The organism is Pseudomonas sp. GW821-FHT05H12, assembly GCF_059419385.1.
Genome location: NZ_JBWKRS010000026.1, coordinates 12,451 through 38,479, shown reverse-complemented (window position 1 = coordinate 38,479; position 26,029 = coordinate 12,451). Strand labels below are relative to the sequence as shown.

Here is a 26,029-nt window from a genome sequence, read left to right as displayed (position 1 = left end):
AAGGCTCCTCAAAAGTTATTCAGGGCGCGGGCGATCGCGATAAAGGCCGGCCCGCCGAGTACCGTCAGCAGGGCCGGGAACAGGAACACCATCATCACCACGGACATCTTGGCCGACATCTTCGAGATGTATTCCTGCAGGCGAGTCAGGCGCCGGTCATCGAGCAGTTGCTTGAGCGCCAGCAGCGACTTCATCGCGCCGCCGCCCTGCGTGATCAGTTGCTGCAGGATCACGCAGGTGTCGGTGAACTCATCCACGGCCAGCAACCGTGCGGTCTTGCCCAGCTCTTCACCCAGCTCCAGGCCGGAGTCGACCCGCGCCAGGATCAGGCGCAGCTCCTGGGTAAGGTCCGGCAACAAGCGCTGGGCCTCGGTGCCCAGCACGCGCAACGATTGCTCGACTGCCATGCCCGATTCGAAGAGGATGCGCAGCAGCGGGATGAACGTCGAAATCTCCCGGGCGATACGTTGCTGACGGGCTTTCGCCGCCGCAGCCAGAATGCGTTTTGGCAGCAGGTAGCCAATGCCCAGGGCGATTACGGGCGCGATCCACGGCGATTGCGCATGGGGGAACAGCAACTGCTGCCCGACCACCGACACCGCCAGCAACACAATGGGCACGCCAACCTGAAAGGCGGCAAACAGCGAGCGCTGGTTGGTCTTGCGCCAACCGATGCGGTTGAGCAGGGTCTGGGTCTCGTTGTCCAGGCTCACCGAACGCTGGGCGAGGGGGCTGGCGCCCAACTGGCGCAGCAGGCTGCCGAAGCGGTCTTCGCGGCTCAGTTGGCCCTGCAGGCGCTGGGTGACCAGGCGCTGGCGCCGGCGTTGTTCCAACCAGCGGCCGCTGATCAACACCACGGCAGCGAGCAGCAACAAGGCACTGGCCAATAACGTCATCTCAAATACTCCGCAACATGCGCCACATGACGAAGGTGCCCGTCACGTCCATCGCCAAGGCACCGAACAGCAAATAGCGCCCGGTTTCATCGTTCCACATCGTCATCAAGTAGCCGGGGTTGATCATCAGGAAGTAGCCGACCATGAGCACCGGCAAACCCGCCAGCACATAGGCGGTCATGCGCGTTTCGCCGGTCATCGCCTTGAGCTGGCGGCGGCCTTGCTCGCGCTCGCGGATCATCTTGATCAGGTTTTCCAGCAGCTCGCTGGCGTTGCCGCCGTAGCGGTGGTTGACCTTCAGGCCCAGGGCAAACAGGCGGAACTCATCCTGCTCGTAGAACTCGGCGAAATCGCTCACGGAGTCCGGCAGGCTCACGCCCATCTGCACGTTGCGCTGAATGCGGCTCATCGCGTGCTTGAGCGGGTTTTCGGTGCTTTCGATGCCGCCCAGCACCGCGTCTGCCAAGGTGCGCCCGGACTTGAGGCTGCGCACGCTGTGGTCCAGCAACTGCGGCAACTGCTCGATCATGCGTTGCATACGCCGTTGGTAGCGCCAGGCGATGTACAGGCGCATTGCCAGGGGCGGTAATACCAGCATCGCCAGCGCGCCCAACCAGTGGGCAAGGTAGTAGCCAACCGGGGCGCACAACGCCCAACCCGTGAGCCATAGCCATAGGCGGTCGGTAGGTTTGCCCAGGCCGGCTCGCTGGAACATGCGCTCCACTGCGGTCCAGGTGGTGCTCGGGGCTTCCTGCACCGGCTGGCCGTCGGTGAGGCGCTCCAGCACACGGTCGTTGCCGGCCTGGCGCAAGCCGTGTTGAAACAGGCGATATGACAGGCCGATGAGGATGATGCAGATCAGCAGCAGAATGGGTCCGGTCATCCGTCCTCTCCCCTCTGGGCTATGGCAGCGGCAAGGCCGATTCGTGACGCAGCTTGTCGCCTGCGGGGTTGATCGCCTCGCGCAGGAAACCAAAGCCGGTACGCCGGTCCAGGCGGAACAGGGTATTGATGACGTAGACGTCGTCACGCACGCCGACCACTTCCACCACCTCGCTCACGCAGCGGCGACCGTCGGGCAGGCGGGTCAGCTGGATCACCACGTCGAGTGCCGCGCAGATCATCTGCCGCAAGGTCTTTTCCGCCACCACGCGACCGGTCAGGCCCACGAGGGTTTCCAGGCGCAGCAACGCGTCCTGGGCGTTGTTGGCGTGCACGGTGCTCATGGAACCGTCGTGGCCGGTGTTCATCGCGGTCATTACATCGAGCACTTCCACACCGCGGATTTCGCCGAGGATGATGCGGTCGGGGCGCATCCGCAGGGCGTTGCGGATCAGGTCACTGGCCTTGACCTCGCCGTGGCCTTCGGCATTTGGCGGGCGGGTTTCCAGGCGCACCACGTGGGGGTGGCCCAGTTGCAGTTCGGCCACGTCTTCGATGGTCACCAGGCGCTCGTGAGGGTTGATCAACTGGCTGAGGATGTTGAGCAAGGTGGTCTTGCCGGTGCCCGTACCGCCGCTGATCAAGACGTTGCAGCGTTTGCCCACCGCCTCCTGGAAGAACTCGAAGATGCTTTGGTCGATGGTTTGCATCGCCACCAGGTCGCTGCTCTTGAGCATGTCCTTGCGAAACTTACGAATCGACAGGCAGGGGCCATCCAGGGCAATCGGCGGGATGATCGCATTGACCCGGCTGCCATCGGGCAGGCGCGCGTCCACCATCGGCGAAGACTCATCCAGGCGCCGGCCCAGCGGCGCCAGGATGCGCTGCATCACCCGCTCCACGTGGTGGGCGTCGATAAAACGCAGGTCGCTTTGGTGCAGCAGGCCGTCGCGCTCGATAAACACTCGGTGCGGGCCGTTGACCAGGATCTCGGTCACCGACGGGTCGCGCAACAGCACTTCCAGGGGGCCGAAGCCGGTAAGTTCGTCGACGATCTCTTCGGCCAGGCGCTCCATCTCGTAGCGGGAAATCGCCAGGTGCATGCGCGTGATGTACTCGGACACTTTGTCGATCACAAACTGCGCGAGGGATTGGCGCGAACCTTCCAGCAGGTTTTTGCCCGACTCTTCGATGGCATCGATGATGTAGCGATGCAGCACCAGTTTCAGGCCGTCGTGGTCGCTGTGGCCCGCCGCGCCACGGGCGGGTGCGCCGAAGAGTTTTTCGCCGTTCATCGACCACTTCCCATCAGGCGCTCGAACCAGCTCATCGACGGTTTCGCCAGGCCTTCGGAGCGTTTGGCCAGGCGTTCGCCCAGGGTTTTGAGGGCATGGGTCAGGCTTTCGCGGGGCGACAAGGTGAACAGGGTCTGGCCCTGGTTCTTGGCATTGAGGCGCACCTCCGGGCTGAACGGCAGCACGGCAATCACCTCCAGGCCGAAGCTTTTGCCGAGGGCTTCGGTGTCGGGGGCGCAGCCCTTGAGGTAGCGGTCGACCAGCAGCTTGGCGTGATCCAGGCGCATGCCTTTTTCGCGCCATTGATTCAGCACTGCAAGGTTGCGTCGGCAGTCGAGCACGCTCTGGTCGGTGCACCACAGCAGCTTGTCGCAATGGCTGACAAAGGTGCGCAGCGCTTCGCTGTCGGGCTGGCCGGTAAGGTTCACCACGATGTGCTGGAAGTGTTGGCGCAGGGCGCTGAGCAGCATGTACAGCTCGGCGGCGCTGGTCAGTTCCAGCGGCTCATCGCTGGGAGCATAGGCAAGGATGCGCAAGCCGTCCTCGGCGGTGGCGAAGGCGCTGTTGATCAGGGTGGTATCGAGGCGGCGCAGGTGACGCAGGGCGTCGCCGAAGTTGAAGGTACTTTCCAGGCCCAGCAGCGCCAGGCTGTCGCCCCGTGGCAGGCCCAGGTCAAGCAGCAAGGTCTGTTGCCCGCTCTTTTGCACCACCATGGCCAGGTGGCTGGCCAGCAAGGCGCCGTCCGCGTTGCCTTGGGTGCCGTAGAGCACGGTGAGGCCGCCCAGTTGGGTATTCGGCGTGGCAGGTGGCAGGCGTTTGCTCAGGCGCCGCACCAGCCCGGCCACTTCGCTGGAGCGTGAACCGTAGGCGACGAAGTCCCGTGCTCCGGCGCGCATGGCATTGAGCACGAGCTGGTTGTCCATGCCATCGCCGAGCGCCACGATTGCCAGCATCGGCTTGGCTTCCAGCGCGCCTTCGATCAATGCGCTTTGAGCCACCACGTGCTCACGATCCAGGCCCACGAACACCAGGTTGGCGAAGGTCACGTCCACCAGGGCCAACAGTTCATCCAGGCTACCGCCACCGGCGCTGACCACCTGGCCCAAGGGCGCGAGGGCACCCTGCAGCCATTCCAGGTCAGTGGTGTTGCGTGTGATTGCCAGAAACGTCTGGCTCAGGCTATCGCTCATTGGGAAAGTCCACTGCGACGGTCGAAGTTGCCGTTTTCCAGGAAGAACAGGCGGTACCAGTTCGGGTCGTAGTTGCGCAGTTTTTCACCGGGCAACGAGGGCAGTTGGGCGTTGGCAGCCAGCGGTTGCACCAAATGCGGCGTGACGATCATCAACAGCTCTTTCTCTTCGCGGCTGATATTGGAGTCGCGGAAAAACGCACCCAGGATCGGGATGTCACCCAGCCCCGGAAACTTGCTGATAGAGGATCGGTTGGTACTGCTGATCAGGCCGCTGATCACGAAGCTTTCGCCATCGGCCAGGGACACACTGGTGTCGGTACGGCGCACGGTGAGGGCGGGCACCTGGATGCCTTCGATCTGCACTGCGTTGCTGTAGTCCAGCTCGCTGACTTCGGGCGCCACCTTGAGGGTGATGCGGTTACGGTCGATGACGGTGGGTGTGAGGGTCAGGCGGATACCGAACTCCTTGTATTCGATGGAGATGCTGTCGCTGCCGCTGCTGGGCACCGGGATCGGCACTTCGCCACCGGCGAGGAAGGTCGCGCTCTGCCCGCTGAGGGCCACCAGGCTGGGACGTGACAGGGTGTAGGCGAAGCCGCTCTGCTCCAGGGCGTTGATCATGGCCGAGATCCGCCCGCCACCAAAACCGATGTTGAAGAAACCGTTGTTCACCCCCTGCCCACGGAAACTGTTGGCGGTGGTGGCGGGAATGGAGCCGTTGCCCGGGCTGCCGAACAGGAAGTTGCCGCCCTGGCCGAACAGCGACGTGCTGGCCTCCTTGAGCTTGGTACGGCTGACTTCGACGAAGCGGATATCGGTCTGCACCTGGCTGGGCAACGTCGGGTCTTCGGAAGGCGACAGCGACAGGCTGGTCAGGGCCGAGGTGGCCTTGCCTTTGACGAACACCATGCTCTGGCGCGGGGTGGTCGAGCAACCGGTCCAGACCATCAGGCTGGTCGCCCCGGCGCCAACGCCGGTCAACAGGAAGTTGCGGTCGCCGTTGATCCGTACATCGGCAATCCTGGGGTCGCCGATGGCCAATCGTGTAATGGCGACCGGCGATTGCATTTCCTGTTGCAACCCTTCTCCCACCTCAACCACGGCGGGCAACTGGCCCAGAGCGCTGCAGCTACCTGGCGCGGCGAAGGCCATGCCCACGGGCAGGCTCGACAGCATCAGGACCAAGGCCATTTGAGCGTAGCGATGGCTCATTCAAGGCTTCCTTGTTCAATCAGGGCGTTTGTTGGGCGGCTTGCGCACCACGGATCACTTCAATGCCACGGCGTTGGCCGCCAGGAGCGGTCGCGACCGGTGCGATTCTTTTTGGCGGGGGCGCCATCGCCAACTGGGTGAATTGGTAGAGATCGCGGTCGGCGCTTTGCACTTTTTCCGCTGAGTCGTTTTCGCCGGCCCAGTAACGGCTCAGCAGTTGTTCGTCGGCGCTGCGTACGGCCAGGCGCAAAATGCCTGCCTGGGACGCCAGCATCAGACGACTCAATAAGGGTTCGGGAACCGCCAGCACCACCGTGCGCGCGGCGGCTCGGCGTTGGGCGGCCTGGGCTTTTTCTTCGGGTGTGGAGGGCGGCAGGACGGCGGGTTTGCCGTCATTGGCCAAGCCGACCTGGTCGCCCACGCTGAGCAGACGCATGGCCGGAAGCACCACCTGCGCCGACTGCTCGGTATTGCCGGGCTCCTGGCGCAGGAACAGCAGGATATCGACGAAGTCGCCGGGGCTCAGTTGGCCTCCCGCGCCGATCACCTCGTCGACAGGCACCGCCAGGGCGCGCTCGTCTGGGCGAATCATGCGGGCCAGCGGGCCTCCGGCGCTGAAGCTTTCCTCACTCAACCAGTTGCCGGCACCCAAGGTGCGCAGCGGAATACGGCCGATGGCTTGATCGAGGCGGGTGAGGCTGCCCGCGGGCACGGTGCGCAGGTTTTCGATGACCAGGTCAGTGGCGGCGAGGGGGACGAAGGGGGGCACGTCATGCACCAGCACCACCACCGGCTGGCGGGTTTTGTCTTCGACGGCGGCGACGCTGTTTTCGACGGAAATGACAGGTGCTGCAATAGGTTCCGGTGCGCGGCTCAGCGCCAGACCCCAATAGCCGGCGATCAAGGCTCCTATTAGAAGTACGCCGGCCAGGATCATGCTGAAACGACTGTTCATGACGGCTCTCCTTATCCCGTTGCACCGCTGCCCGCTAATCCAAACGGGTTAATCCGCAACACTGGCTGCTATGAACATCTAACTATTTCGCTATTGGAAGGTAGTTCAGCTAGGACGAAATGCCATTACCCGCGGCAAAATTTCTCTGAACTAAAAAAGTTTTCATGAAAAGCACGGTTTTATGACGCCAACTTTACGACTAATACTTTGTGATTAATTCGTTCTTACAGTTGTGAGGGTGAGGTTTGTTGACAATGCTCTAATGGCACACGGCAATCATCGTGCAACACAGCTGTACCGGCGCTCTGCGGCGCATTAGGGAGAAGTATTATGTTCCTTGACTTGATCTTGAAGGCGTTTGTCCAGACCCAGTTGTTTTTTCGACGCAGGGATGGGGCATCGGCCATCGAATATGTGATTATCGTGGCGATTGTCGCGCTGGTAATTATCGGTGCGGGTTCTGGGCTCGGCGATAAGATCAAAGGTGTTTTCACTTCTGTATCAAATGCGTTACCGGCGGGTAGTGGTACTTGATTTTTAACTAAGTTGCATACAACGCTCTGTTGGCGAACATTAATCACTGGGTATCGTCTATGACACCGTCGTCGTCTCGCCGCCAGCAAATCCTATTGGTGGACGATGAAGAGGACGCCCTGATCGAACTTGCCGAATCCCTCGAAAATGAGGGATTCGTGTGCTTCACCGCCACCTCTGTCACTTTCGCCTTGCAGGAGCTGACCCTCAACCCGGATATCGCCCTGGTCATCACCGACCTGCGCATGCCCGAGGAGAGTGGCATCTCCCTGATCAAGCGCCTGCGCGAACACACCTCGCGTTCACACTTGCCGGTCATTGTGATGTCGGGCCATGCTGAAATGGACGACGTCAGCGACATGCTGCGTCTGCAGGTACTGGACCTGTTCCGCAAGCCGATCTACCTGGTGCGCCTGATCGACACCTTGAACAGCCTGTTCCCCCTCCCCAAACCTCGCCTCTGATGTAGTGAGCGGGCTTGCCCCGCGCCGAGGCGGCAAACCCACCCCGAACTATTCGACGCGGGTTGGTTGAAGGCATGAGATCGGTGGTGGGGCTGGCGCGGGGTAAACCCGCTCACTACAAGGACCGGTGTTTATACCCCGCCCCGGCCCCGACGTCGGGTTTCAAAGCTGGTAGCTGAAACTCAGCGAATACCGTGGCCGCCGGTCATAGTTGTCAAACGCCACCTCCGACAACGGCTTGGCCGCCTCGAGCGCTATGTTGTAGTACTTGGCGTCGCCAAAACGCAGGCCCAACGCCGCCGATGACATGTCGTTGCCGTGGATCGGCAGGTCGTTGTACCAGGTCTTGGCGCGGTCGAAGACAACGTACGGCTGCAGGATCCTCACCCAGTCGCCGGCGCGGTTGTAACTGTAATTGACCTCGTACGCCAAGCCCCAGCCCTTGTCGCCTGAACCCTGGTCATCGGGATAACCACGGCCGAAGTTTTGCCCGCCAAAGGTGGCCCGCTCGCTGTCAGGCAGGGTGTCATTGGTCCAGTAAGCCGCAGCCGACAGCACGCCTTGCCAATTATCGAACAGCTTGTTGCTCTGCACCCCCGACAGCCGCACGCGGAAGAAGTCGAGGTCTGGCGTGAGGCCGCCGAAGTCCGAGTGGGTCCTGGCGCCCATGCCGTTGATGCCTTGGTACAACCCGGCGCTGAGGATGCGCAGTTGGGTGGTGTCGGCCTTGCGCCAATCGCCTTCAAACGCGAGGGCGCGCAGGTCGGTTTTCAGGTCAAAGCGTTGTGGGAAACCCTCCAGTTTGTAGCGGGTGGTCTGGTCGACGGCGTACAGGCGCGTACCCAGGCTCAACGACTCGCTGGGCGAGGCGATAAAGGGGTGGGTGAACCCCACGGAGTAACGGTCGATCTCCTGGTGTGGCTTGAGCTCCAGGCCGTCCCCCAGTTGCACGTTGGTACGGGGGTCGGCGCGATAGCGTTCGCCCGACAGCACCAACTGCGTGCCCTCGGCATTGATGAACTGACTGTAGGCCGCACGGTAGTAGTGTTCTTTGTCGTTCCCGGGCGGGAACAGTCCGCTGACGCTCAGTTGCTCGCCCATGGACGTCTGCGAATTGCTGGTGGCGCTGAGCAGTGCCTGGGTGCCGGCCCGGCTGGCTTCGGTGAGGCTCATGCTGGTAGTGAACGGCTTGCGGCTGGCGGTGATTTGCATATGGGTGCCGCCGCCGGTGGTGCTGGGGGGCGGTACTTGGGCTTGCAGTGTCACGCCCGGAATAGTGCTCATCAAGGTGGTGTAGCGCTCGAAGGTCTTGCGGGTCAACGGGCGTTCGGCCTTGAGTTTTTCTGCCAGTTTGTCGATGTAGGACGAGACCGAGCCGACGTCGCCTTGCAGCTGGTAGTCGCGGATATAACCCTCCACCACCACCACGTGCACCAGGCCGTCGTCGAAGCTTTGTTCCGGCAGGAACGCGTAGGACAGCAGGTAGCCGTCCTGTTGATAGCGCCGGGTGATACCGCGCGTGGCTTCGATCAGTTGAGCCAGGTTGGTCTCGTGGCCGGTCAGCGGCTCGAAGACCTGGGCCAATTCCTTGAGCGGGTAAATCGTGCCGCCGTCGATCTGCAGTTTGCGAATGGTCACTTTGGTGTCCATCAACAGGGGTTGGGCTTCAGTGGCGGCGGGTGTCGGCAGTTGGGTTTGCGGGGCGACCGGACGATAGGCGTCGGCGGGCAGGTTGGGCACGGGCAGGTTGCGGATGGTGTCGTTGCTATTGAGGAAGCTGGGTAGGGTATCGGCGCAGGCGTAAGTACTGAGGGTGAGCAACAACAACGGCGTCAAAGCGCGCATAGGACACTCCATGGTCAAAGCAGCAGCGTTTTGCAGATTCCCGCCGGGCTCTGGGGGCGCGGTTCGGGTACTTCCCGGGCATTTCATTTGCCCATAAAAAAGACGAGAGGCTTATAAGGTCTCTCGTCTCAACCAAGCGTAGGCGCTGTAGGTGAGGCCGTCTAATCGGCCAGGTGCAATTCTATTTTTTGCCGGTCAGGCCACCGAGCAAGCCGCCCAGCAGACCGCCGTTGGCGCTGGCGCCGGCACTGGCCCCTGCGGAGGCAGATGCGCTACCCCCCAGGTTCAGGCCGCCACCGAGCAAACCACCCCCGGCGTTGGTGCCGCCGGTGACCAGGCCACCGATGGACGCTACGGTGCCACCGACGGCGCTGACAGTGCCGCCCAAGGCGTTGGTGACCGGGTTGGCGTTGGCGCCGCTGAGGGCACCGCCCAGGTTGCTGATTGCGCCGCCTGCGTTGGTGACCAGGCCGTTGATCGGTGCACCCAGGCCGGTTGCGCCGCCGACGTTTTGGGTCAGGCTGGTGACGCCGTTGGTCACAGGGTTGAGAGCATTTCCGAGCACCTGAGTCACTTGCCCAACCGGTGCGCCCGCTGCGGTGTTCGGTACGCCACTGCCACCCAGCAGAGTGCCCAGGGACGCCACGGTGCCACCCGCTTTGCCACCGGTAGCGCCTGCTGCGCTGACCACACCGTTGGTGCTGCCTGCATCGAGGCCGTTACCGGCGCCGGCGATGATGCCGCCAATCAGTTCTGGCAAGCCGAGATTACCCGCGCCGCCAGTGCCGCCGCCGCTACCATTGCCGGAGCCGGTGCCGGTGGCTGGGTCGACATAGCCGCTGGCTTTATCCACCACGGTGCCTACACCATTGAGTACGTTACCCACGATGCCGGTCACAGGGTTGCCGGTGCCGCCAGCGTCGGCGACTTTATCGCCCAGGCCGTCGACGGTGCTGCCGACTTTCTTCAACAGGCCGCCTACTGGGGTATCCAGGCCGGTCGCGGTGCCCACTTGGCCGGTGGTTTTTTCCACCAGCGACACAACCGGTACCAGTACTTTTGCGCCGACGGTATTGGTGACCGAGCCCAGTGGGCCGGTGGTGCTCGCAGTGCTCAAGGTGTCGCCGAGCATGGTCACGACATTGCCGACCTTGTCGACCACGCCGCCAACGACAGGGGCTGCGCCGGCAACGACCGGTACGTTCCCCAGCAGGGTGGCCACATTGCCACCTGTGGTGCTGACGCCATCGCCCAGGTCGGCGACGCCTTTGCCGACACCGGCCAGTGTTTTGCCCAGTGCATTGCTGTCGGTGCCGATGGTACCGAGTCCTGTGGACAGGCCGTCGCCGATGCTGCTGACCGCGGTGCCAGTGGCGGTCACCAGGCCGCCTGTGGTTGCGCCGACAATCGGCAAGCTGCCAAGGGTAGTGCCGAGGCTTTTGACGGCGCCGCCAACGCCGGTCACGGTGTCGCCCAGGGTGTCGACTACGGTTGCGGTCACCAGAGGCGTGGTGGTACCGCCACCGGTGCCACCGCCTGTTCCGCCGCCGGTGCCACCACCGGTCCCGCCACCTGTACCACCGCCCGTGCCACCACCGGCTGCCGAGTCGGTTGAAGCCGAACCACCACTGTGATGTCCACCGCCACCGCTGCTGCAGCCTCCGAGCGCCAATGCGACTGCCAGGGCCAGCGCTGTACTTGTTTTCCAGATCACCACTTGAGTTTGAGTGTTCATGATTGAGTTCCTTGCACCTGTACAACCTTGGGTTGTTTTCAAACGCTCGTTATTTCTTGGATAGCGATGCGTTTGTCCGTGTGGCTATAACAGACCCGGGCACTCTTTCTCACAATGCTCAACTTGGTATTAACGATTTATATACTGGGTTCAAGTCATGGCTTAATGACTAATACCAAAGCGATAAAGGGTAGATGTATCTGGATATATATATTTTAAAAATCAACGACATAAATAAAAAAGCGGGCTTAAAAAAGCCCGCTATAACTTAGGGTGTATATATACAATTAATCGGTGATTTTCACGCGATCGGCTGCCACTTGCCTACCATGTGTTGTAGTTCGCCCGCGCCTTTCAACAGCAACTCGCCGCTGGAACCGGGGGCGCTGCTATACAGGGTGACTTCACTGGGCAGGCGCACGGGCTTATTGAACTCGACATGCAGTTCAATATTGGCAGCGGGCAAATGTTCACCCAGCGCAGCAAGGGTATGCGCTGTGTTCCACAAGCCGTGGGCGATGGCCTGCGGGAAGCCGAACAGCCTGGCGGTCAGGGCGCTGAGGTGGATCGGGTTGTAGTCGCCGGAGACCCGCGCATAACGGCGCCCGATATCGGCAGGGGCTTTCCAGCGCGTCAGTTCGCTGATTTGGCTGGGCGTGGGCAGTGGATTATCCAGCGCCTCGCCTTCGAGCTTGACGCCCCGGCACAACATGCGGCTTTCGGCTTCCCATAACAGCCCGAGGGAATCCTCGGCGGTGGTCAGCAAGTCAAAGGTTGCCCCTTTGCTGTGGGGCTGGAGGTTGCATGTCTGTACGCTGATCGTCAGTTCACTCACGCCGCCCAAAGGGCGGTGAATGCGGATGCGGTTGCTCAGGTGAACCAACCCCAGTAACGGGAAGGGAAAGTTCTTGGCCGTGAGCAGCTGCATCTGCAGGCCGAACGCCAGGATATGCGGATAAGTCGCCGGCAGGATTGGGCTGTCGGCGAAACCACAGACCTTGCGATACGCCGCCACGTCGTTGGGGTTGATGCGCACCCGGCAGCGCAAGCCCTGCTCGGGCAAGGTGGTGCCGGTGATCTTGCGTTTGAGTGCCGCTCGCCAGTACAACGGCGGCAAGAAGGGTGTGCTGCCTAAGGTGTGCCAATCCATGTTTATGCTCCCAAAAGGCTTTGCCCACACACCCGCAACGCTTGCCCGCTGACCGCGCCGCTGCCCGGCTGGCCGAGCCAGGCGACGGCTTCGGCGACGTCCTGGGGCAGGCCGCCCTGGCCCAGCGAACTCATGCGCCGCCCGGCTTCACGCAAGGCGAAGGGGATGTGTGCGGTCATCTGAGTTTCGATAAACCCGGGCGCTACCGCGTTGATGCTGATACCCCGCGCTTTGAGCAGCGGCGCCCACGCCTGGGCCAGCCCGATCAAGCCCGCCTTGCTCGCGGCATAGTTGGTCTGCCCACGGTTGCCGGCGATACCGCTGATGGACGCCAGCAACACCACGCGGGCGTTGTCGTGCAGGGTGCCGCTGTCGAGCAGCGCCTGGGTCAGCACCTGCGGAGCATTGAGGTTGACGGCCAGCACGGCGTCCCAGTATTCCGGGGTCATGTTGGCCAGGGTCTTGTCGCGGGTAATGCCCGCGTTGTGCACCAGGATGTCGAGGCCGTCGGGCAGGTGTTCCACCAGCTGCGTGGCGGCGTCTTCGGCGCAGATATCCAGCACCACCGTGCGCGCGCCCAGGCGCGCGGCGAGGGCTTCCAGGTCGGCCTTGGCCTGGGGCACGTCGAGCAGGATCACGTCGGCGCCGTCGCGGGCGAGGGTTTCGGCGATGGACGCACCAATGCCCCGGGCAGCGCCCGTGACGAGCGCCTTGCGCCCGGCGAGGGGGCGCGTCCAATCCTCGACCGGGGTGGCACACGCTTCCAGGCGAATGACCTGGCCGGAGATGTAGGCACTTTTCGGTGAAAGGAAGAAGCGCAGAGCACCTTCCAGTTGGTCTTCGGCACCTTCGCCAACGTAGAGCAGTTGCAGCACGCCACCGTTGCGCAACTCCTTGGCCAGAGATCGGCTGAACCCCTCGAGGGCGCGTTGGGCGCTGGCGGCAAAAGGATCGCTGAGGGTTTCTGGAGCACGGCCGAGGATCACCAGGTGCGCGCTGTTATCCAGGTTCTTCAACAGCGGTTGGAAGAACTCGCGCAGTTGCTTGAGCTGATCGGTGTGTTGCAGGTCGCTGGCGTCGAACACCACGGCCTTGAGCTTGGGGCCATGTCCGGGAATCCACGTCGAGGCCTCGGCGCCGTAGGTGTAGGTCGCGTCGGTCAGCTTGTGGGCGAACGCTTGCACCTTGGCCGTCAGCGCACCGCCGCCCAGTAGCAGGGCACCTTCAACGGGGCGCAAGCGCCCGGCTTGCCAGCGTTCCAGGCGTACCGGTGACGGCAGGCCAAGGGCAGCGACCAGGCGATGGCCGAGGCTTGAGTTGGCGAAGTCGATATAACGGTCAGACATGGAACGCTCTCCGAAAGCTGGGGTTCAAAGGGTTGACCACCCCGGGGCGGTAGTCGTTCGATCAGCCTAGGCTAGGCTGGATGATTACACCCACAACCCACAGGGAGCTTTCCATGACTCAATTGCGCCGTGTAGCGATCATTGGCGGTAACCGCATTCCATTCGCTCGCTCCAATGGCCCGTATGCCACGGCGAGCAACCAGGCAATGCTGACTGCGGCCCTGGAAGGCCTGATCGAACGCTACAACCTGCACGGCCTGCGCCTGGGCGAAGTGGCTGCCGGTGCGGTGCTCAAGCACTCCCGGGACTTCAACCTCACCCGCGAATGCGTGCTCGGCTCGCGCCTGTCGCCGCAGACCCCGGCCTATGACATTCAACAGGCCTGCGGCACCGGGCTGGAAGCAGCATTACTGGTGGCCAACAAGATTGCCTTGGGCCAGATCGAGTGCGGCATCGCCGGTGGCGTGGACACCACCTCCGACGCGCCGATCGGCGTGAACGAAGGGCTGCGCAAACTCCTGCTGCAAGCCAACCGCAGCAAATCGTTGGGGGATAAATTAAAACTCCTGTTACAACTTCGCCCCCATCACCTCAAGCCCGAGCTGCCGCGTAACGGCGAACCGCGCACCGGGTTGTCCATGGGCGAACATTGCGAGTTGATGGCGCAAACCTGGCAGATCCCCCGCGCCGAGCAGGACCAGTTGGCCCTGGAAAGCCATCAAAAATTGGCCGCGGCCTACGCCGAGGGCTGGCAGAACGATTTGCTCACACCGTTTCTCGGTCTTACCCGCGACAACAACTTGCGCCCCGACCTGACCCTGGAAAAACTCGCCAGCCTCAAGCCGGTGTTCGAGCGCAGCGAAAAGGGCACGCTCACGGCGGGCAACTCCACGCCGCTGACGGATGGCGCCTCGCTGGTGCTGCTGGGCAGCGAAGCCTGGGCCAAGGAGCGCGGCCTGCCGATCCTGGCGTACTTGCGCGACGGTGAGGCGGCGGCGGTGGATTTCGTCAACGGCGCAGAAGGCCTGTTGATGGCGCCGGTGTATGCGGTGCCGCGCCTGCTGGCCCGCAATGGCCTGACGTTGCAGGACTTCGATTACTACGAGATCCACGAGGCCTTCGCTGCCCAGGTTTTGTGCACGCTCAAGGCCTGGGAAGATGCCGACTACTGCAAGACGCGCCTGGGACTTGACGCCCCCTTGGGGTCCATCGACCGCAGCCGGCTGAATGTGAAGGGCAGTTCCTTGGCGGCGGGGCACCCGTTTGCGGCCACCGGAGGGCGTATCGTCGCCAACCTGGCCAAGTTGCTGGACGCGGCCGGCAAGGGGCGCGGGCTGATTTCCATCTGTGCAGCAGGCGGGCAGGGGGTTACGGCGATCATTGAACGCTGAAATTGGCATATTGGATGCATTCTTAAGTGATCAACGGTCGGTAGCCTCTCCCACCGGCGAGCCGATTGCCGTATAACGAGTGCCATACGCGTATTTGGTAATAAAGGACCCACAATAAAAGCTGATGAAGACTCCTAAACGCATTGAACCCCTGATCGAAGACGGTCTGGTCGACGAAGTGCTGCGCCCACTCATGAGTGGTAAAGAAGCAGCTGTTTATGTGGTGCGCTGCGGCAACGAATTGCGTTGCGCCAAGGTTTACAAGGAGGCGAACAAACGAAGTTTTCGTCAAGCGTCCGAATACCAGGAGGGCCGCAAGGTCCGTAACAGCCGTCAGGCCCGGGCCATGGCCAAGGGTTCCAAGTTCGGCAAGAAAGAAGCCGAAGATGCCTGGCAGAACGCTGAAGTGGCGGCGTTGTTCCGCCTGGCCGGTGCGGGCGTTCGCGTGCCCCAGCCGTTCGACTTCCTTGAAGGCGTGCTGTTGATGGAGTTGGTGGCCGACGAGTACGGCGATGCGGCGCCGCGCCTGAACGACGTGGTGCTGGAGCCGGACCAGGCGCGTGAATACCACGCCTTCCTGATCTCCCAGATCGTGCTGATGCTGTGTACCGGCCTGGTGCACGGTGACTTGTCCGAGTTCAACGTACTGCTTACGCCGACGGGCCCGGTGATCATCGACCTGCCCCAGGCAGTGGATGCGGCGGGCAATAACCACGCGTTCAACATGCTGGAGCGGGACGTGGGCAACATGGCTTCCTACTTCGGGCGTTTTGCCCCGGAGTTGAAGAAGACCAAGTACGCCAAAGAGATGTGGGCGCTGTACGAAGCCGGCACCTTGCACCCGGCCAGCGTGTTGACCGGTGAGTTTGATGAGCCCGAAGAGTTGGCGGACGTGGGCGGCGTGATGCGCGAGATCGAAGCGGCGCGGCTGGACGAAGAGCGTCGCCAGGCGATCCGCGCGGCGGATGAAGCGCCACCGAGCAAGGTCCCGGACGAGCCACCGCCGCCGCCTTGGATGCAGTAACACGCTGTGGGAGCTGATCCTGTGGGAGCTGGCTTGCCTGCGATAGCATCCCCTCGGTGCAACTGATGGACCGAGGTGTCCGCATCGCAGGCAAGCCAGCTCCCACAGGACCGGCTCCCACAGTTGGTTTTGTGTTTCGTCAGATGAATCCGTGTCAGCAGCAATTGCCCGATGCCAACTCCTTGAGAATCGGGCAATCGGGCCGGTGATCGCCCTGGCAGTGTTCCACCAGGTCCTGCAGCGTATCGCGCAGTTGCCCAAGCTCCAGGATCTTCTGGTTCAGCTCCTCGATGTGCTGGCGCGCCAAGGCTTTCACATCGGCGCTGGCCCGTTGCCGGTCCTGCCACAGGGCCAGCAGTTTGCCGACCTCCTCCAATGAAAACCCCAAATCCCGCGAGCGTTTGATAAACGCCAGGGTGTGCACCTCGTCCGGGCCGTACACACGGTAACCGCTGTCGGTACGGTGGGCGGCTTTGAGCAGGCCGATGGATTCGTAATAGCGAATCATCTTGGCGCTCAGCCCGCTGGCGCGAGCGGCTTGGCCGATGTTCATGGGCGCTGATCCTCCAGGTCCAGGGGTTTCCAAGTCTTCAACAGTAACGCATTGCTCACCACGCTGACGCTGGACAAAGCCATCGCTGCGCCGGCCAACACCGGGTTGAGCAGGCCGAAGGCCGCCAGTGGAATACCGATCAAGTTATACACAAAGGCCCAGAACAGGTTCTGGCGGATTTTTGCGTAGGTCTTGCGGCTGATCTCCAACGCGGCGGGCACCAGGCGTGGATCACCGCGCATCAGGGTGATGCCGGCCGCGTGCATGGCCACGTCGGTGCCGCCGCCCATGGCGATGCCAATGTCGGCGGCGGCCAGGGCAGGTGCGTCGTTGATGCCGTCACCGACCATGGCAACCACGCCGGTTTTTTTCAACGCGGCGACCGTGGCGGCTTTGTCGGCGGGCAGCACTTCGGCGTGAACATCGTCGATGCCCAGGGCCTGGGCGACCACGCGGGCGCTGCCGCGATTGTCGCCGGTCAGCAGGTGGCTGCTGATGTGTTGAGCTTTAAGCCGGTTCACTGCCTCCAGTGCGCCCGGCTTGAGCGTGTCACCAAAGGCGAATAGTCCCAGCACGCGCGGTTGCGCGCCTTGCTCGATCAACCAGGACAAGGTGCGGCCTTCGGCTTCCCACTCGCTGGCCTGGGCGGCCAGGTCGCCAGCGCTGAGGCCGCTTTCTTCCAGCAGGCGACGATTGCCCAGGGCCAGTTGCCGGCCATCGAGGGTGCCGGCAATGCCGCGCCCGGTCAGGGATTGGCTGGCCGTTACATCGGCGACCACCAGCCCCCGCTCGCGGCAGGTATCCAGCACCGCCTTGGCCAGGGGATGTTCGCTGCCGCGTTGCAGCGCGCCGGCCTGTTGCAGGATCGCCGCGTCATTGCCGTCCACCGCCACCAAGTGCGCAATGTTCGGCGCGCCGGAAGTGAGGGTGCCGGTTTTATCGAACACCACGGCGCTCACCTCATGAGCGCGCTCCAGGGCTTCGGCGTCCTTGATCAGGATGCCATAGCGCGCCGCGACACCGGTGCCGGCCATGATCGCCGTCGGTGTGGCCAGGCCCAGGGCGCAGGGGCAGGCGATCACCAGCACGGCCACCGCATTGATGATCGCGGTTTCCAGCGACGCGCCGTACAACCACCAGCCCACCAGCGTGATCAACGCCAGCACCAGCACGGCCGGGACGAACACCTGACTGACTTTATCTACCAGTTTCTGGATCGGCGCCTTGGCGGACTGGGCGTCTTCTACGAGGCGGATGATCCGCGCCAGTACGCTCTCGGCGCCGATGGCCCGGGTGCGTACCAGCAAACGGCCTTCGCCGTTGATGGCGCCACCGGTGACGCTGTCGCCCGGTTGTTTGGGCACCGGCAGGCTTTCGCCGCTGATCAGCGCCTCGTCGGCATGGCTCTGGCCTTCGACCACTTCGCCGTCCACCGGGAAACGCTCGCCGGGTTTGACCAGCACCAGGTCGTTGATCCGCAGCGCATTGATCGCCACGTCTTCCTCCCGGCCTTCAAACACTCGGATCGCCCGCTCCGGGCGCAAGGCTTCGAGGGCACGGATGGCGCTGGCGGTCTGGCGTTTGGCGCGGCTTTCCAGGTATTTGCCGAGCAATACCAGGGCGATCACCACTGCCGAGGCTTCGAAGTAAAGGTGCGGCATGCTGCCCACAGGCGTGGTGAGCCATTCATAAATGCTCAGGCCGTAGCCGGCGCTGGTGCCGATGGCCACCAGCAGGTCCATGTTGCCGGCGCCGGCGCGCACGGCTTTCCAGGCGGCAATGTAGAAGCGCGCCCCGAGGATGAATTGCACCGGGGTGGCCAGGGCGAACTGCACCCACGCGGGCAGCATCCAGTGCAGGCCAAAGGGTTCCACCAGCATCGGCAGCACCAACGGCAAGGCCAGCACGATCGCCACTAGCAATGACCAGCGCTCGCGGTGCAGGCGCTCGGCTTGATTGGCCTCGGTGGCGGTTTCGCTCTGGGGCAGGGTAGCGGTGTAGCCGGCCTTGTCGACGGCAGCGATCAGGACACCGGGGTCCATCTGGCCCAGCACCTCGACATGGGCGCGTTCGTTGGCCAGGTTGACGCTGACGCTTTGCACCCCCGGCACCTTGCCCAGCGCGCGCTCGACGCGGCCGGCACAGCTGGCACAGGTCATGCCGCTGATGGGCAGGTCAAAGGTGGTGGATCCATTCATGGGGCAGTCCTCCAGGAGAAGTTGCCCCTAGGATCAACCTTGACCTGTGGGGAAGGTCAAGCGGCTATTTACTGTAGGAGCCCGGCTTGCCGGCGATGAGGCCCTTAACACCGCCATCGCCGGCAAGCCGGCTCCTACAAGGGATAGATCGAATGGATCAGTATTCGAGGGCGGCGGCTTTGAGGTACATGCCGTCCGGACCCTGGGCGATCCGCAGCTTGCGCACATCACCGGCCTTGAGGGTGATGTTCTGCGCCGGTGGCGCGAGCATGCCCGGCAGGCAGCCAGGGGACTGGCCGGGCAACAGCTTCAGGCGCAACGACAGGTTGCCCGCCGGCAGGTTGAATGAGGTGGCTTGTTCCTGGAACAGCCGGCCGGCCAGCTGGTCGTTGAGGTACAGGCCGATCTCGCAGTTGGTCGGTACTTCCAGGCGCTCCCGGGAAATGATCAACACCGCATAGTCCTGATCGGCGCTGGCCTGGGGGGCGATCGCAGACAAACTCATCAGGCCGGCAAGGGCAAAAAACGACCAGCGCATGGCGAATGCTCCGTGGTTCATATCTAAGATGGATGAAGCTTGGCCGAGGCCGCGGCCGAATACCAGCCCGGCCGATGTTTTTGAAACTTGACCTTGCCACGATGGCAAGCTCGACACTTGATGTGCGCTGGCTAGCTCTGCGGTGCGGTGTGTCAGATAAGTGCGCGGCATCTGGTACACCGCGGCGCGGGGCAAGCCCGCTCACTACGGGCTTATTTGAGGAGTTATGTCATGCAAGTATTCAATGTTGAAGGAATGACCTGCGGCCATTGCGTTCGAGCGGTGACCCAGGCGGTGCAAAGCCAGGACCCGGCGGCGAGCGTGAAGGTCGACCTGGCGGCAAAGGAAGTCGGCGTCGAAAGCCGACTGTCGGCCGAGCAGGTCATCAGCCTGATCACCGAAGAAGGCTACAGCGCCAAGCTGGCGTGAATTTTCTGATAGTTAGCGAGCTAACGTAATGTTCATGGCACCCAAGCGCGGCTAGACTGTCGGGCTGCCGACTCACTTGGGTGTCTGATGAACCTCCGCATAATCCTGATTCTGGGCGCCCTGAGCGCCTTCGCGCCGTTGGCGATCGATTTTTACCTGCCGGGTTTTCCGGCGATGGCCACGGCGTTTGCCACTGACGAAAAACATATCCAGTTGACCCTGGCGGTGTATTTCGCCGGCCTGGCCATCGGGCAGTTGATCTACGGCCCATTGGCAGACCGCTTTGGCCGACGCGGCCCGCTGCTCAGCGGCGTGACCCTGTTTACCCTGGCGTCCTTCGCGTGTGCCTATGCCCCGTCCCTTGAATGGCTGATCGGTGCGCGCTTTGTGCAGGCTCTGGGCGGTTGCGCGGGCATGGTGATTTCGCGGGCGGTGGTCAGCGACAAGTGTGATGCCGTGGGGTCGGCCAAGGTGTATTCGCAACTGATGCTGGTGACCGGCCTGGCGCCGATCCTCGCGCCCTTGGCGGGCGGTGTGATGGTGGGCGTATGGGGCTGGCAGTCGATCTTCCTGGCGCTTTCGGTGTTCAGCGTCATGGCGGCCATTGCGGTGGCGTTCGGGTTGCCTGAAACCTTGCCAGCCAATCAGCCGCGCCAGCCGTTGTCCGGCTCACTGCGCCGCTATATTGGGTTGTTGTCGGACCGCGTCTATCTCGGCTATGCCCTGACGGGCGGTATCTCGATTGCCGGGATGTTTGCCTACATCGCCGGCTCGCCTTTCGTCTTCATCAAACTCTATGGTGTGCCCGCCGAGCATTACGGCTGGCTGTTCGGCTCCAACGCGGCCGGTTTTATCCTGGTCGCCCAGGTGAATGCGCGGTTGCTGTCCAAGCGTGGCCCGGCTTTCCTGTTGTCACGCTCGGTGTGGGTCTACGTGCTGGCGGCCCTGACGCTGCTGGGTATCGCCGCCTTGCGTACGGACGCGCTGTGGCCGTTGCTGGTGCCGTTGTTTATCTGCATTGCCAGCCTGGGCTGCATTTTGCCCAACACCTCGGCCTGCGCCATGGCCGGGCAGGGCGCACGCGCCGGTAGCGCGTCGGCGTTGCTGGGCTGTATCCAGTTTGGGGTGGCGGCGGGCGCTGCGTCGCTGGTGGGGGTGTTGCACGACGGCACGGCGATGCCGATGGCCATGGTCATCAGCTTGTGCGGTGTCTTGGCGGTGACGATTGCGGTGTCGACCCAGCGCCTGCAACGGGCGAGGGCCGCGCAGGCGCAGGTCTGAAGTGCAGGTCAGCCAGCGGCGGAACGTTGCTGGCTGAGGGGAATGCGATGGGGCGCCTGGATACGGGCTTGCAGAGTGTCGGCAAAGGCGCGGGCCTCGGCCTCGCTGCGGAAGGTGAAGGCGTCTCGGTCGAGACTCACCTGCCATTTATTGCCTGCAGATTTTGCTAACGCTTTTATCAGGATCTTCATTGCTGACTTCCTCACGTAAAAGAATCGTGGCAAAGGCGGCCAATATAAACCCGAATACGCTCGCAAATATGACAAAGATCAACTGTCGGACTAATGGTGCCATCCATCACTGCGGTGAATAACGGACGGCACCCATGATCCTTTCCTAGAACCCTTCCAGCACGATCTTGCCCTTGGCCTTGCCGCTTTCCAGCAGGGTGTGGGCACGGCGCAGGTTCTCGGCGTTGATCACGCCGAAATGTTCACCCACCGTGGTTTTCAAGGTGCCGGCGTCGATCAGTTCCGCCACGCGGTTGAGCAGGTGGTGCTGCTCAATCATGTCGGGCGTCTCGAACATCGAGCGGGTGTACATGAACTCCCAGTGCAGCGACAGGCTCTTGCGCTTGAGCTTGCTGACATCCAGCGCCTTGGGATCGTCGATCAACGCCAGCTTGCCTTGCGGTTGCAGGGCTTCCACCAGTTGGTCCAGGTGATGGTCGGTCTGGGTCAGGCTGGCGACGTGAGTCACTTGCGGGTGGCCGGCGTTTTTCAGCGCTTCGCTGAGCGGCTGGCTGTGGTCGATCACCAGGTCGGCGCCAAGCGCCTTGGCCCACGCTTGTGTTTCCGGGCGTGAAGCGGTGCCGATGACTTTCAACGCAGTGAGCTGGCTGGCCAGTTGGGTCAGGATCGAACCCACGCCACCGGACGCGCCGACGATCAACAGGCTTTGGCCTTCGTCTTCTTTACCTTCACGCACTTGCAGGCGCTCGAACAACAGCTCCCAGGCGGTGATGGCAGTCAGCGGCAGTGCAGCGGCGTCGGCAAAGCCCAGGCTCTTGGGCATATGGCCGACGATGCGCTCATCCACGGTATGCAGTTCGCTGTTGCCACCGGGGCGAACCAGCGAGCCTGCGTAGAACACCTTGTCACCGGCCTTGAATAGCGTGACGTCGCTGCCGACGGCCTTGACCACACCGGCCACATCCCAGCCCAGCACTTTGGCCGCGCCGTTTTCGGGGGCTACGTTCTGGCGCACCTTGGTGTCCACCGGGTTGACCGAGATGGCTTTGACTTCCACCAGCAGGTCGCGTGGGCCGGCGACCGGCGCGGGCAGTTCGATGTCTTGCAGGGATTTTGGGTCGTTGATCGGCAGGGATGCGTAGTAGGCGATAGCTTTCATGGGAACTCCGGAATAGGGCTGATCAGGCAAGAAACTTCAGACGCTTGAGGTCGAACAATTCGAGCACCTCCGGAGCCTTGGCGCGGAAGCTCTGGATATGCGCGCTCTGGTCGTGGGCGGCCAGGGCGGCGTCGCTGCTCCAGCGCTCGATCATGTAAAAGGTGCCGGGGCTTTGCAGGTCCTGGTTGAGTTCGTACTGCTCGCAACCGGCTTCAAGACGGGTGGGCTCCAGCAGGCCACGTAGCAGGGTTTCCAGGGTGGCTTCCTGGCCGGGTTTGGCGATCATGGTGGCGATGACATTAAAGGCAGTGGACATCTTCAACTCCTGACACGTGATGAACGGGATGGCCAGATGATTGGCTATTTCCTACAAAGATAAAAGCCGCTAAAACAGAGGTCTGTTTCAATAAAATTTTGATAATGAGTGGGAATGCATGCTGCGGTTTGATGATTTGCAGTTGTTTGTACGCGCAGCCGACCTGGGCAGCCTGTCGGCCGCTGCGCGGGTGATGGACCTGTCTCCCGCCGTGGCCAGCGCGGCGCTCAAGCGCCTCGAGCAGCAACTGGGCACACGTTTGCTGGCGCGTTCCACCCGCAGCCTGCGGTTGACCGCCGAAGGCGAGGGCTTCCTCGAATATGCCCGTTCCGCGTTGGGTTCGCTGGATGAGGGGCGGCGGTTGTTGTCCAGCAGCCAGGACCACGTCAGCGGTGTGTTGCAACTCTCGGCACCGTCGGACCTGGGCCGCAACCTGTTGCTGCCGTGGCTGGACGAATTCCAGCACGAGTACCCGCAACTCACTGTCCGGCTGCTGCTGGGGGATCGCATCGCCGACCTGTTCCGCCAACCGGTGGATATCGCCCTGCGCTACGGCGAGCCCGAAGACTCCAGCCTGATCGCGTTGCCCATCGCCCCTGACAACCTGCGCGTGCTGTGCGCAGCGCCCAGCTACCTGGCCCGGCACGGTGAACCGCGTAACCTGGAGCAACTGGCCCAACACAATTGCCTGCTGTATATGCTCGGCAGCCGGGTGCATGACCACTGGAGCTTTCACGACGGCAAACGCGACGTGAGCCTCACAGTCAGCGGTGATCGTTTCAGCGACGATGCCGATGTGGTGCGCCGTTGGGCAGTGGCGGGTGTAGGCATTGCCTACAAGTCCTGGCTGGACGTGAGCACGGATGTGCTGGCTGGGCGTTTGCGCGTGATCCTGCCGGAGCTGCGCGGCGAGCGCACGCCCCTCAATTTGCTGTGCGCCCACCGTGCCCAATTGAGTAAACCCATCAACCTGCTGCGCGAAATGCTCGTGGCCCGTTGTGCGACATTGACGGCGCAATGGCCGGAGCGCGTGCGCCCTACGCCATAACCTCACTCACAGCAGGAAATTTCACTCAACCCCTGTCCCACTCCGAGCTGTCAGACGGCGCGGAACCGACGGCGTGCGCACCTATACTTTGGCGCCAACCGCTGTAGATACCTGATTCAACAGGGAGTGAATACATGCAAGAAGCACTTTGTATCAGCCAGATCGCCAGCTTGCTCGCCGAGCCCAAACGCACCGTCATCTTGTGGGCGTTGATGGACGGCTCGGCGAAATCCTCGGTCGAGCTTGCCAGGCTTGCCGGGTTGTCATCGGCATCGGCCCATGCCCATCTGGGCCGGTTGACCGCCGGCGGGTTGCTGCGGGTCGAGGTCCGACGCGGCGCGCGTCTGTTTCGGCTGGCGGCTGCCGATGTCAGTGCGGCGATCGATGCGCTGGCCAGCACCACCGTGGCCAGTGCGCTGCGCAGTGCACCGGACCTGTTGCCGCCTGCATTGGTGGTGCCGCAGCCGTTGTGTCGAGCGCGGCTGTGCCATGACCACTTGGGCGGCGAGATAGCGGCAAGGCTGTATGAGCGAATGCTCGAAGCCGGATGGATTGAGCGTCATGAACAACGCCTCCACGTCACGGCCAAGGGCGCACACCATCTGGCGCTTCGCGGTATTTTCACCCAGGCGCTCGCAGCGCCGGTGGCGTGCGACTGTTTTGACTGGAGCCAGCAGCAATCGCACCTGGGAGGCGCCTTGGGCGCAGGGTTACTGCAGCTGTTCTTGCAGTCCAGTTGGGTCAGTGTGATAGGCGAGTCACGCGCCGTCTCGGTCACAGAGGCGGGGCTGGCGGAAATCAACCGGCTGGTCACGCCCGAGGCGTCGTTCAGAGTTTCAGTCAGGTCGCATCCAGCAATAAGTCGCTGAAACGATGCCGCACACTCGCCGAGGGGTTTTTCATACAGGGGTGCGGCATGGACAGGCAAGGCTATAGCGCGGCAGAACGGTTGGAACGGTTACCCATCAGCGGTTACCACCGAGTCATCTTCATCATCATCGCCCTGGCGTTTTTCTTCGACTCCATGGACCTGGCGATGATGACCTTTCTGTTGGGCTCGATCAAAACCGAATTCGGCCTGAGCACGGCGCAGGCCGGGTTGCTCGCCAGTTCGAGTTTTTTCGGCATGGTGGTGGGCGCTTCCCTGTCCGGCATGCTGGCGGACCGTTTTGGACGCAAGCCGGTATTCCAGTGGAGCATCGTGTTGTGGGGCATTGCCAGCTACCTGTGTTCCACGGCGCAGACCGTAGAGATGCTGACGTTGTTTCGCATCCTGCTGGGAATCGGTATGGGCATGGAGTTTCCGATTGCCCAGTCGATGCTGTCGGAGCTGATCCCGGCCAAGGGGCGTGGGCGCTACATCGCCTTGATGGATGGCTTCTGGCCGTTGGGTTTTGTAGCGGCGGGAGTGCTGTCTTACTTTTTGCTGCCGGTGATTGGCTGGCGCGACATCTTCCTGGTGTTGGCGGTGCCGGCCGTGTTCGTGTTGGCGATCCGCTTTTTTATCCCGGAATCGCCGCGCTGGCTGGAGCAGGCCGGGCGGGATGAGGCAGCCGACAAGGTGTTGCAGGGGATCGAGCAAAAAGTGCGCGACTCGCTGGGCCGCGCCGACCTGCCGGAACCGATTCGCCTGCCACGGGTGGAGACCACGCCGGGGACGTTTTTCTCGGCCTTCCAGCAACTGTGGTCGGCACAGTATCGACAGCGCACGTTGATGATCTGGAGCGTGTGGTTCTTTGCCTTGCTGGGGTTCTATGGCCTGACGTCCTGGCTGAGTGCGTTGCTGCAGCAGTCGGGTTTTGCCGTGACCCAGTCGGTGTATTACACGGTGATCATTTCCCTGGGCGGGATTCCTGGCTTCCTGATGGCCGCCTGGCTGGTGGAGCGTTGGGGGCGCAAGCCGGTGTGCGTCGTGACGTTGCTGGGCGGCGGAGTGATGGCGTTTCTGTATGGGCAAAGCGCGGTGTTTGGCGGCAACGTGGCGTTGTTGATCACCTCGGGCTTGCTGATGCAATTCTTTCTGTTTGGCATGTGGGCGGTGTTGTACACCTACACGCCGGAGCTGTATCCCACGTCGGCGCGGGCGACGGGCTCGGGGTTTGCTTCTGCGATTGGTCGGGTCGGGTCGTTGCTGGGGCCGTTGGTGACCGGGCTGGTGTTCCCCATTACCGGGCAGGGCGGGGTGTTTGCCTTGGGCGCGCTGTGCTTTGCGGTGGCGGCGCTGGTGGTGTGGGTGTTTGGGATGGAGACGAAGGGCAAGACCCTGGAAGAACTGACCCAGGCTTGAATGCAATGAGGTCAGTGTGGGAGCCGGGCTTGCCCGCGATGGCGGTGTGTCAGTCACCTCAGGTGTTGACTGTTAGATTGCTATCGCAGGCAAGCCAGCTCCCACATT

At 62.6% G+C, this 26,029-nt stretch carries 25 protein-coding genes; 9 read left to right on the top strand and 16 right to left on the bottom strand.

Translation table 11 applies throughout. From position 1 onward, the window contains the following. Positions 1 to 8 precede the first annotated feature (8 nt). The 6 genes from AC07SU_RS21360 to cpaB are packed head-to-tail and all read right to left on the bottom strand — an operon-like array spanning position 9 to position 6,432. A complete protein-coding gene (locus AC07SU_RS21360) occupies positions 9 to 896 on the bottom strand; it encodes a type II secretion system F family protein (protein ID WP_494998154.1) in 888 nt (295 codons plus the stop codon). A 1-nt stretch (position 897) separates the two neighbouring features. Continuing rightward, a complete protein-coding gene (locus AC07SU_RS21355) occupies positions 898 to 1,779 on the bottom strand; it encodes a type II secretion system F family protein (protein ID WP_176999417.1) in 882 nt (293 codons plus the stop codon). Between the two features lie 19 nt (positions 1,780 to 1,798). Beyond that, a complete protein-coding gene (locus AC07SU_RS21350; RefSeq protein ID WP_176999416.1) occupies positions 1,799 to 3,073 on the bottom strand; it encodes a TadA family conjugal transfer-associated ATPase in 1,275 nt (424 codons plus the stop codon). After that, positions 3,070 to 4,263, bottom strand: a complete 1,194-nt coding sequence (locus AC07SU_RS21345) for a CpaE/TadZ family protein (RefSeq protein WP_494998153.1) — start codon at positions 4,261 to 4,263, stop codon at positions 3,070 to 3,072. Before AC07SU_RS21345 ends, AC07SU_RS21350 begins: the two co-directional genes overlap by 4 nt. Then, positions 4,260 to 5,477 (bottom strand): type II and III secretion system protein family protein, encoded by a 1,218-nt coding sequence (locus tag AC07SU_RS21340; RefSeq protein WP_494998152.1) that lies wholly within the window; start codon positions 5,475 to 5,477, stop codon positions 4,260 to 4,262. Before AC07SU_RS21340 ends, AC07SU_RS21345 begins: the two co-directional genes overlap by 4 nt. Positions 5,478 to 5,496: 19 nt before the next feature. After that, positions 5,497 to 6,432 carry a Flp pilus assembly protein CpaB gene (gene cpaB, locus AC07SU_RS21335; protein ID WP_494998151.1) on the bottom strand — a complete coding sequence of 312 codons (936 nt, stop codon included), beginning with the start codon at positions 6,430 to 6,432 and terminating at the stop codon, positions 5,497 to 5,499. Positions 6,433 to 6,762: 330 nt separating this feature from the next. On the opposite strand from cpaB, the gene AC07SU_RS21330 reads away from it, so the two are divergent. Next, positions 6,763 to 6,966 (top strand): Flp family type IVb pilin, encoded by a 204-nt coding sequence (locus AC07SU_RS21330; RefSeq protein WP_176999412.1) that lies wholly within the window; start codon positions 6,763 to 6,765, stop codon positions 6,964 to 6,966. Between the two features lie 59 nt (positions 6,967 to 7,025). Beyond that, entirely contained in the window at positions 7,026 to 7,430 is a 405-nt protein-coding gene (locus AC07SU_RS21325; RefSeq protein WP_176999411.1) for a response regulator, read from the top strand. Between the two features lie 162 nt (positions 7,431 to 7,592). Here AC07SU_RS21325 and AC07SU_RS21320 read toward each other — a convergent pair whose 3' ends face one another. The 4 genes from AC07SU_RS21320 to AC07SU_RS21305 all read right to left on the bottom strand — a co-directional run bounded on the left by AC07SU_RS21320 (position 7,593) and on the right by AC07SU_RS21305 (position 13,506). Continuing rightward, positions 7,593 to 9,275 (bottom strand): ShlB/FhaC/HecB family hemolysin secretion/activation protein, encoded by a 1,683-nt coding sequence (locus AC07SU_RS21320; RefSeq protein WP_494998150.1) that lies wholly within the window; start codon positions 9,273 to 9,275, stop codon positions 7,593 to 7,595. A gap of 181 nt (positions 9,276 to 9,456) precedes the next feature. Continuing rightward, positions 9,457 to 11,010, bottom strand: a complete 1,554-nt coding sequence (locus AC07SU_RS21315; RefSeq protein ID WP_494998149.1) for a collagen-like triple helix repeat-containing protein — start codon at positions 11,008 to 11,010, stop codon at positions 9,457 to 9,459. 301 nt (positions 11,011 to 11,311) lie between these two features. Next, a complete protein-coding gene (locus AC07SU_RS21310) occupies positions 11,312 to 12,160 on the bottom strand; it encodes a MaoC family dehydratase (protein ID WP_176999408.1) in 849 nt (282 codons plus the stop codon). A gap of 2 nt (positions 12,161 to 12,162) precedes the next feature. After that, positions 12,163 to 13,506 carry a 3-oxoacyl-ACP reductase gene (locus AC07SU_RS21305; RefSeq protein WP_494998148.1) on the bottom strand — a complete coding sequence of 448 codons (1,344 nt, stop codon included), beginning with the start codon at positions 13,504 to 13,506 and terminating at the stop codon, positions 12,163 to 12,165. A 113-nt stretch (positions 13,507 to 13,619) separates the two neighbouring features. Between AC07SU_RS21305 and AC07SU_RS21300 the strand changes: the two genes are divergently transcribed. Then, positions 13,620 to 14,897, top strand: coding sequence for an acetyl-CoA C-acetyltransferase (locus AC07SU_RS21300; protein ID WP_494998147.1), 1,278 nt, complete (start codon positions 13,620 to 13,622; stop codon positions 14,895 to 14,897). A gap of 124 nt (positions 14,898 to 15,021) precedes the next feature. Beyond that, the gene (locus tag AC07SU_RS21295) at positions 15,022 to 15,921 is read left to right on the top strand and encodes a PA4780 family RIO1-like protein kinase (protein ID WP_178918476.1); all 900 of its coding nucleotides are present in this window, start codon (positions 15,022 to 15,024) and stop codon (positions 15,919 to 15,921) included. A gap of 154 nt (positions 15,922 to 16,075) precedes the next feature. On the opposite strand, the gene cueR is transcribed toward AC07SU_RS21295, so the two are convergent. The 3 genes from cueR to AC07SU_RS21280 all read right to left on the bottom strand — a co-directional run bounded on the left by cueR (position 16,076) and on the right by AC07SU_RS21280 (position 19,210). Beyond that, the gene (gene cueR, locus AC07SU_RS21290; RefSeq protein WP_176999405.1) at positions 16,076 to 16,474 is read right to left on the bottom strand and encodes a Cu(I)-responsive transcriptional regulator; all 399 of its coding nucleotides are present in this window, start codon (positions 16,472 to 16,474) and stop codon (positions 16,076 to 16,078) included. Further along, entirely contained in the window at positions 16,471 to 18,672 is a 2,202-nt protein-coding gene (locus tag AC07SU_RS21285; RefSeq protein ID WP_494998146.1) for a heavy metal translocating P-type ATPase, read from the bottom strand. The genes cueR and AC07SU_RS21285 overlap by 4 nt, the downstream gene beginning before the upstream one ends. A gap of 157 nt (positions 18,673 to 18,829) precedes the next feature. Further along, positions 18,830 to 19,210, bottom strand: a complete 381-nt coding sequence (locus AC07SU_RS21280) for a hypothetical protein (protein WP_176999403.1) — start codon at positions 19,208 to 19,210, stop codon at positions 18,830 to 18,832. Between the two features lie 231 nt (positions 19,211 to 19,441). Between AC07SU_RS21280 and AC07SU_RS21275 the strand changes: the two genes are divergently transcribed. Beyond that, positions 19,442 to 19,639, top strand: coding sequence for a heavy-metal-associated domain-containing protein (locus tag AC07SU_RS21275; protein WP_176999402.1), 198 nt, complete (start codon positions 19,442 to 19,444; stop codon positions 19,637 to 19,639). An 87-nt stretch (positions 19,640 to 19,726) separates the two neighbouring features. Continuing rightward, complete coding sequence (locus AC07SU_RS21270; protein WP_178918478.1) at positions 19,727 to 20,920, top strand: multidrug effflux MFS transporter; 1,194 nt, start codon at positions 19,727 to 19,729, stop codon at positions 20,918 to 20,920. An 8-nt stretch (positions 20,921 to 20,928) separates the two neighbouring features. Here the strand turns inward: AC07SU_RS21270 and AC07SU_RS21265 are convergent, their stop codons facing one another. From AC07SU_RS21265 to AC07SU_RS21255, 3 genes are all read right to left on the bottom strand, one after another. Then, positions 20,929 to 21,111, bottom strand: a complete 183-nt coding sequence (locus tag AC07SU_RS21265; RefSeq protein ID WP_176999400.1) for a hypothetical protein — start codon at positions 21,109 to 21,111, stop codon at positions 20,929 to 20,931. A gap of 145 nt (positions 21,112 to 21,256) precedes the next feature. Further along, positions 21,257 to 22,270: a zinc-binding alcohol dehydrogenase family protein gene (locus AC07SU_RS21260; protein WP_494998145.1), complete on the bottom strand. Its 1,014-nt coding sequence runs from the start codon at positions 22,268 to 22,270 to the stop codon at positions 21,257 to 21,259. Positions 22,271 to 22,292: 22 nt separating this feature from the next. After that, complete coding sequence (locus AC07SU_RS21255; RefSeq protein WP_176999398.1) at positions 22,293 to 22,586, bottom strand: putative quinol monooxygenase; 294 nt, start codon at positions 22,584 to 22,586, stop codon at positions 22,293 to 22,295. Between the two features lie 118 nt (positions 22,587 to 22,704). Here AC07SU_RS21255 and vimR point away from each other — a divergent pair, with 118 nt between their 5' ends. The 3 genes from vimR (at position 22,705) to AC07SU_RS21240 (ending at position 25,921) form a co-directional block, all read left to right on the top strand. Continuing rightward, positions 22,705 to 23,634 (top strand): transcription regulator VimR, encoded by a 930-nt coding sequence (vimR, locus tag AC07SU_RS21250; protein WP_494998144.1) that lies wholly within the window; start codon positions 22,705 to 22,707, stop codon positions 23,632 to 23,634. A 134-nt stretch (positions 23,635 to 23,768) separates the two neighbouring features. After that, positions 23,769 to 24,503 carry an ArsR/SmtB family transcription factor gene (locus tag AC07SU_RS21245; protein ID WP_494998143.1) on the top strand — a complete coding sequence of 245 codons (735 nt, stop codon included), beginning with the start codon at positions 23,769 to 23,771 and terminating at the stop codon, positions 24,501 to 24,503. 47 nt (positions 24,504 to 24,550) lie between these two features. Then, entirely contained in the window at positions 24,551 to 25,921 is a 1,371-nt protein-coding gene (locus AC07SU_RS21240; protein WP_494998142.1) for an MFS transporter, read from the top strand. Positions 25,922 to 26,029: the final 108 nt, after the last annotated feature.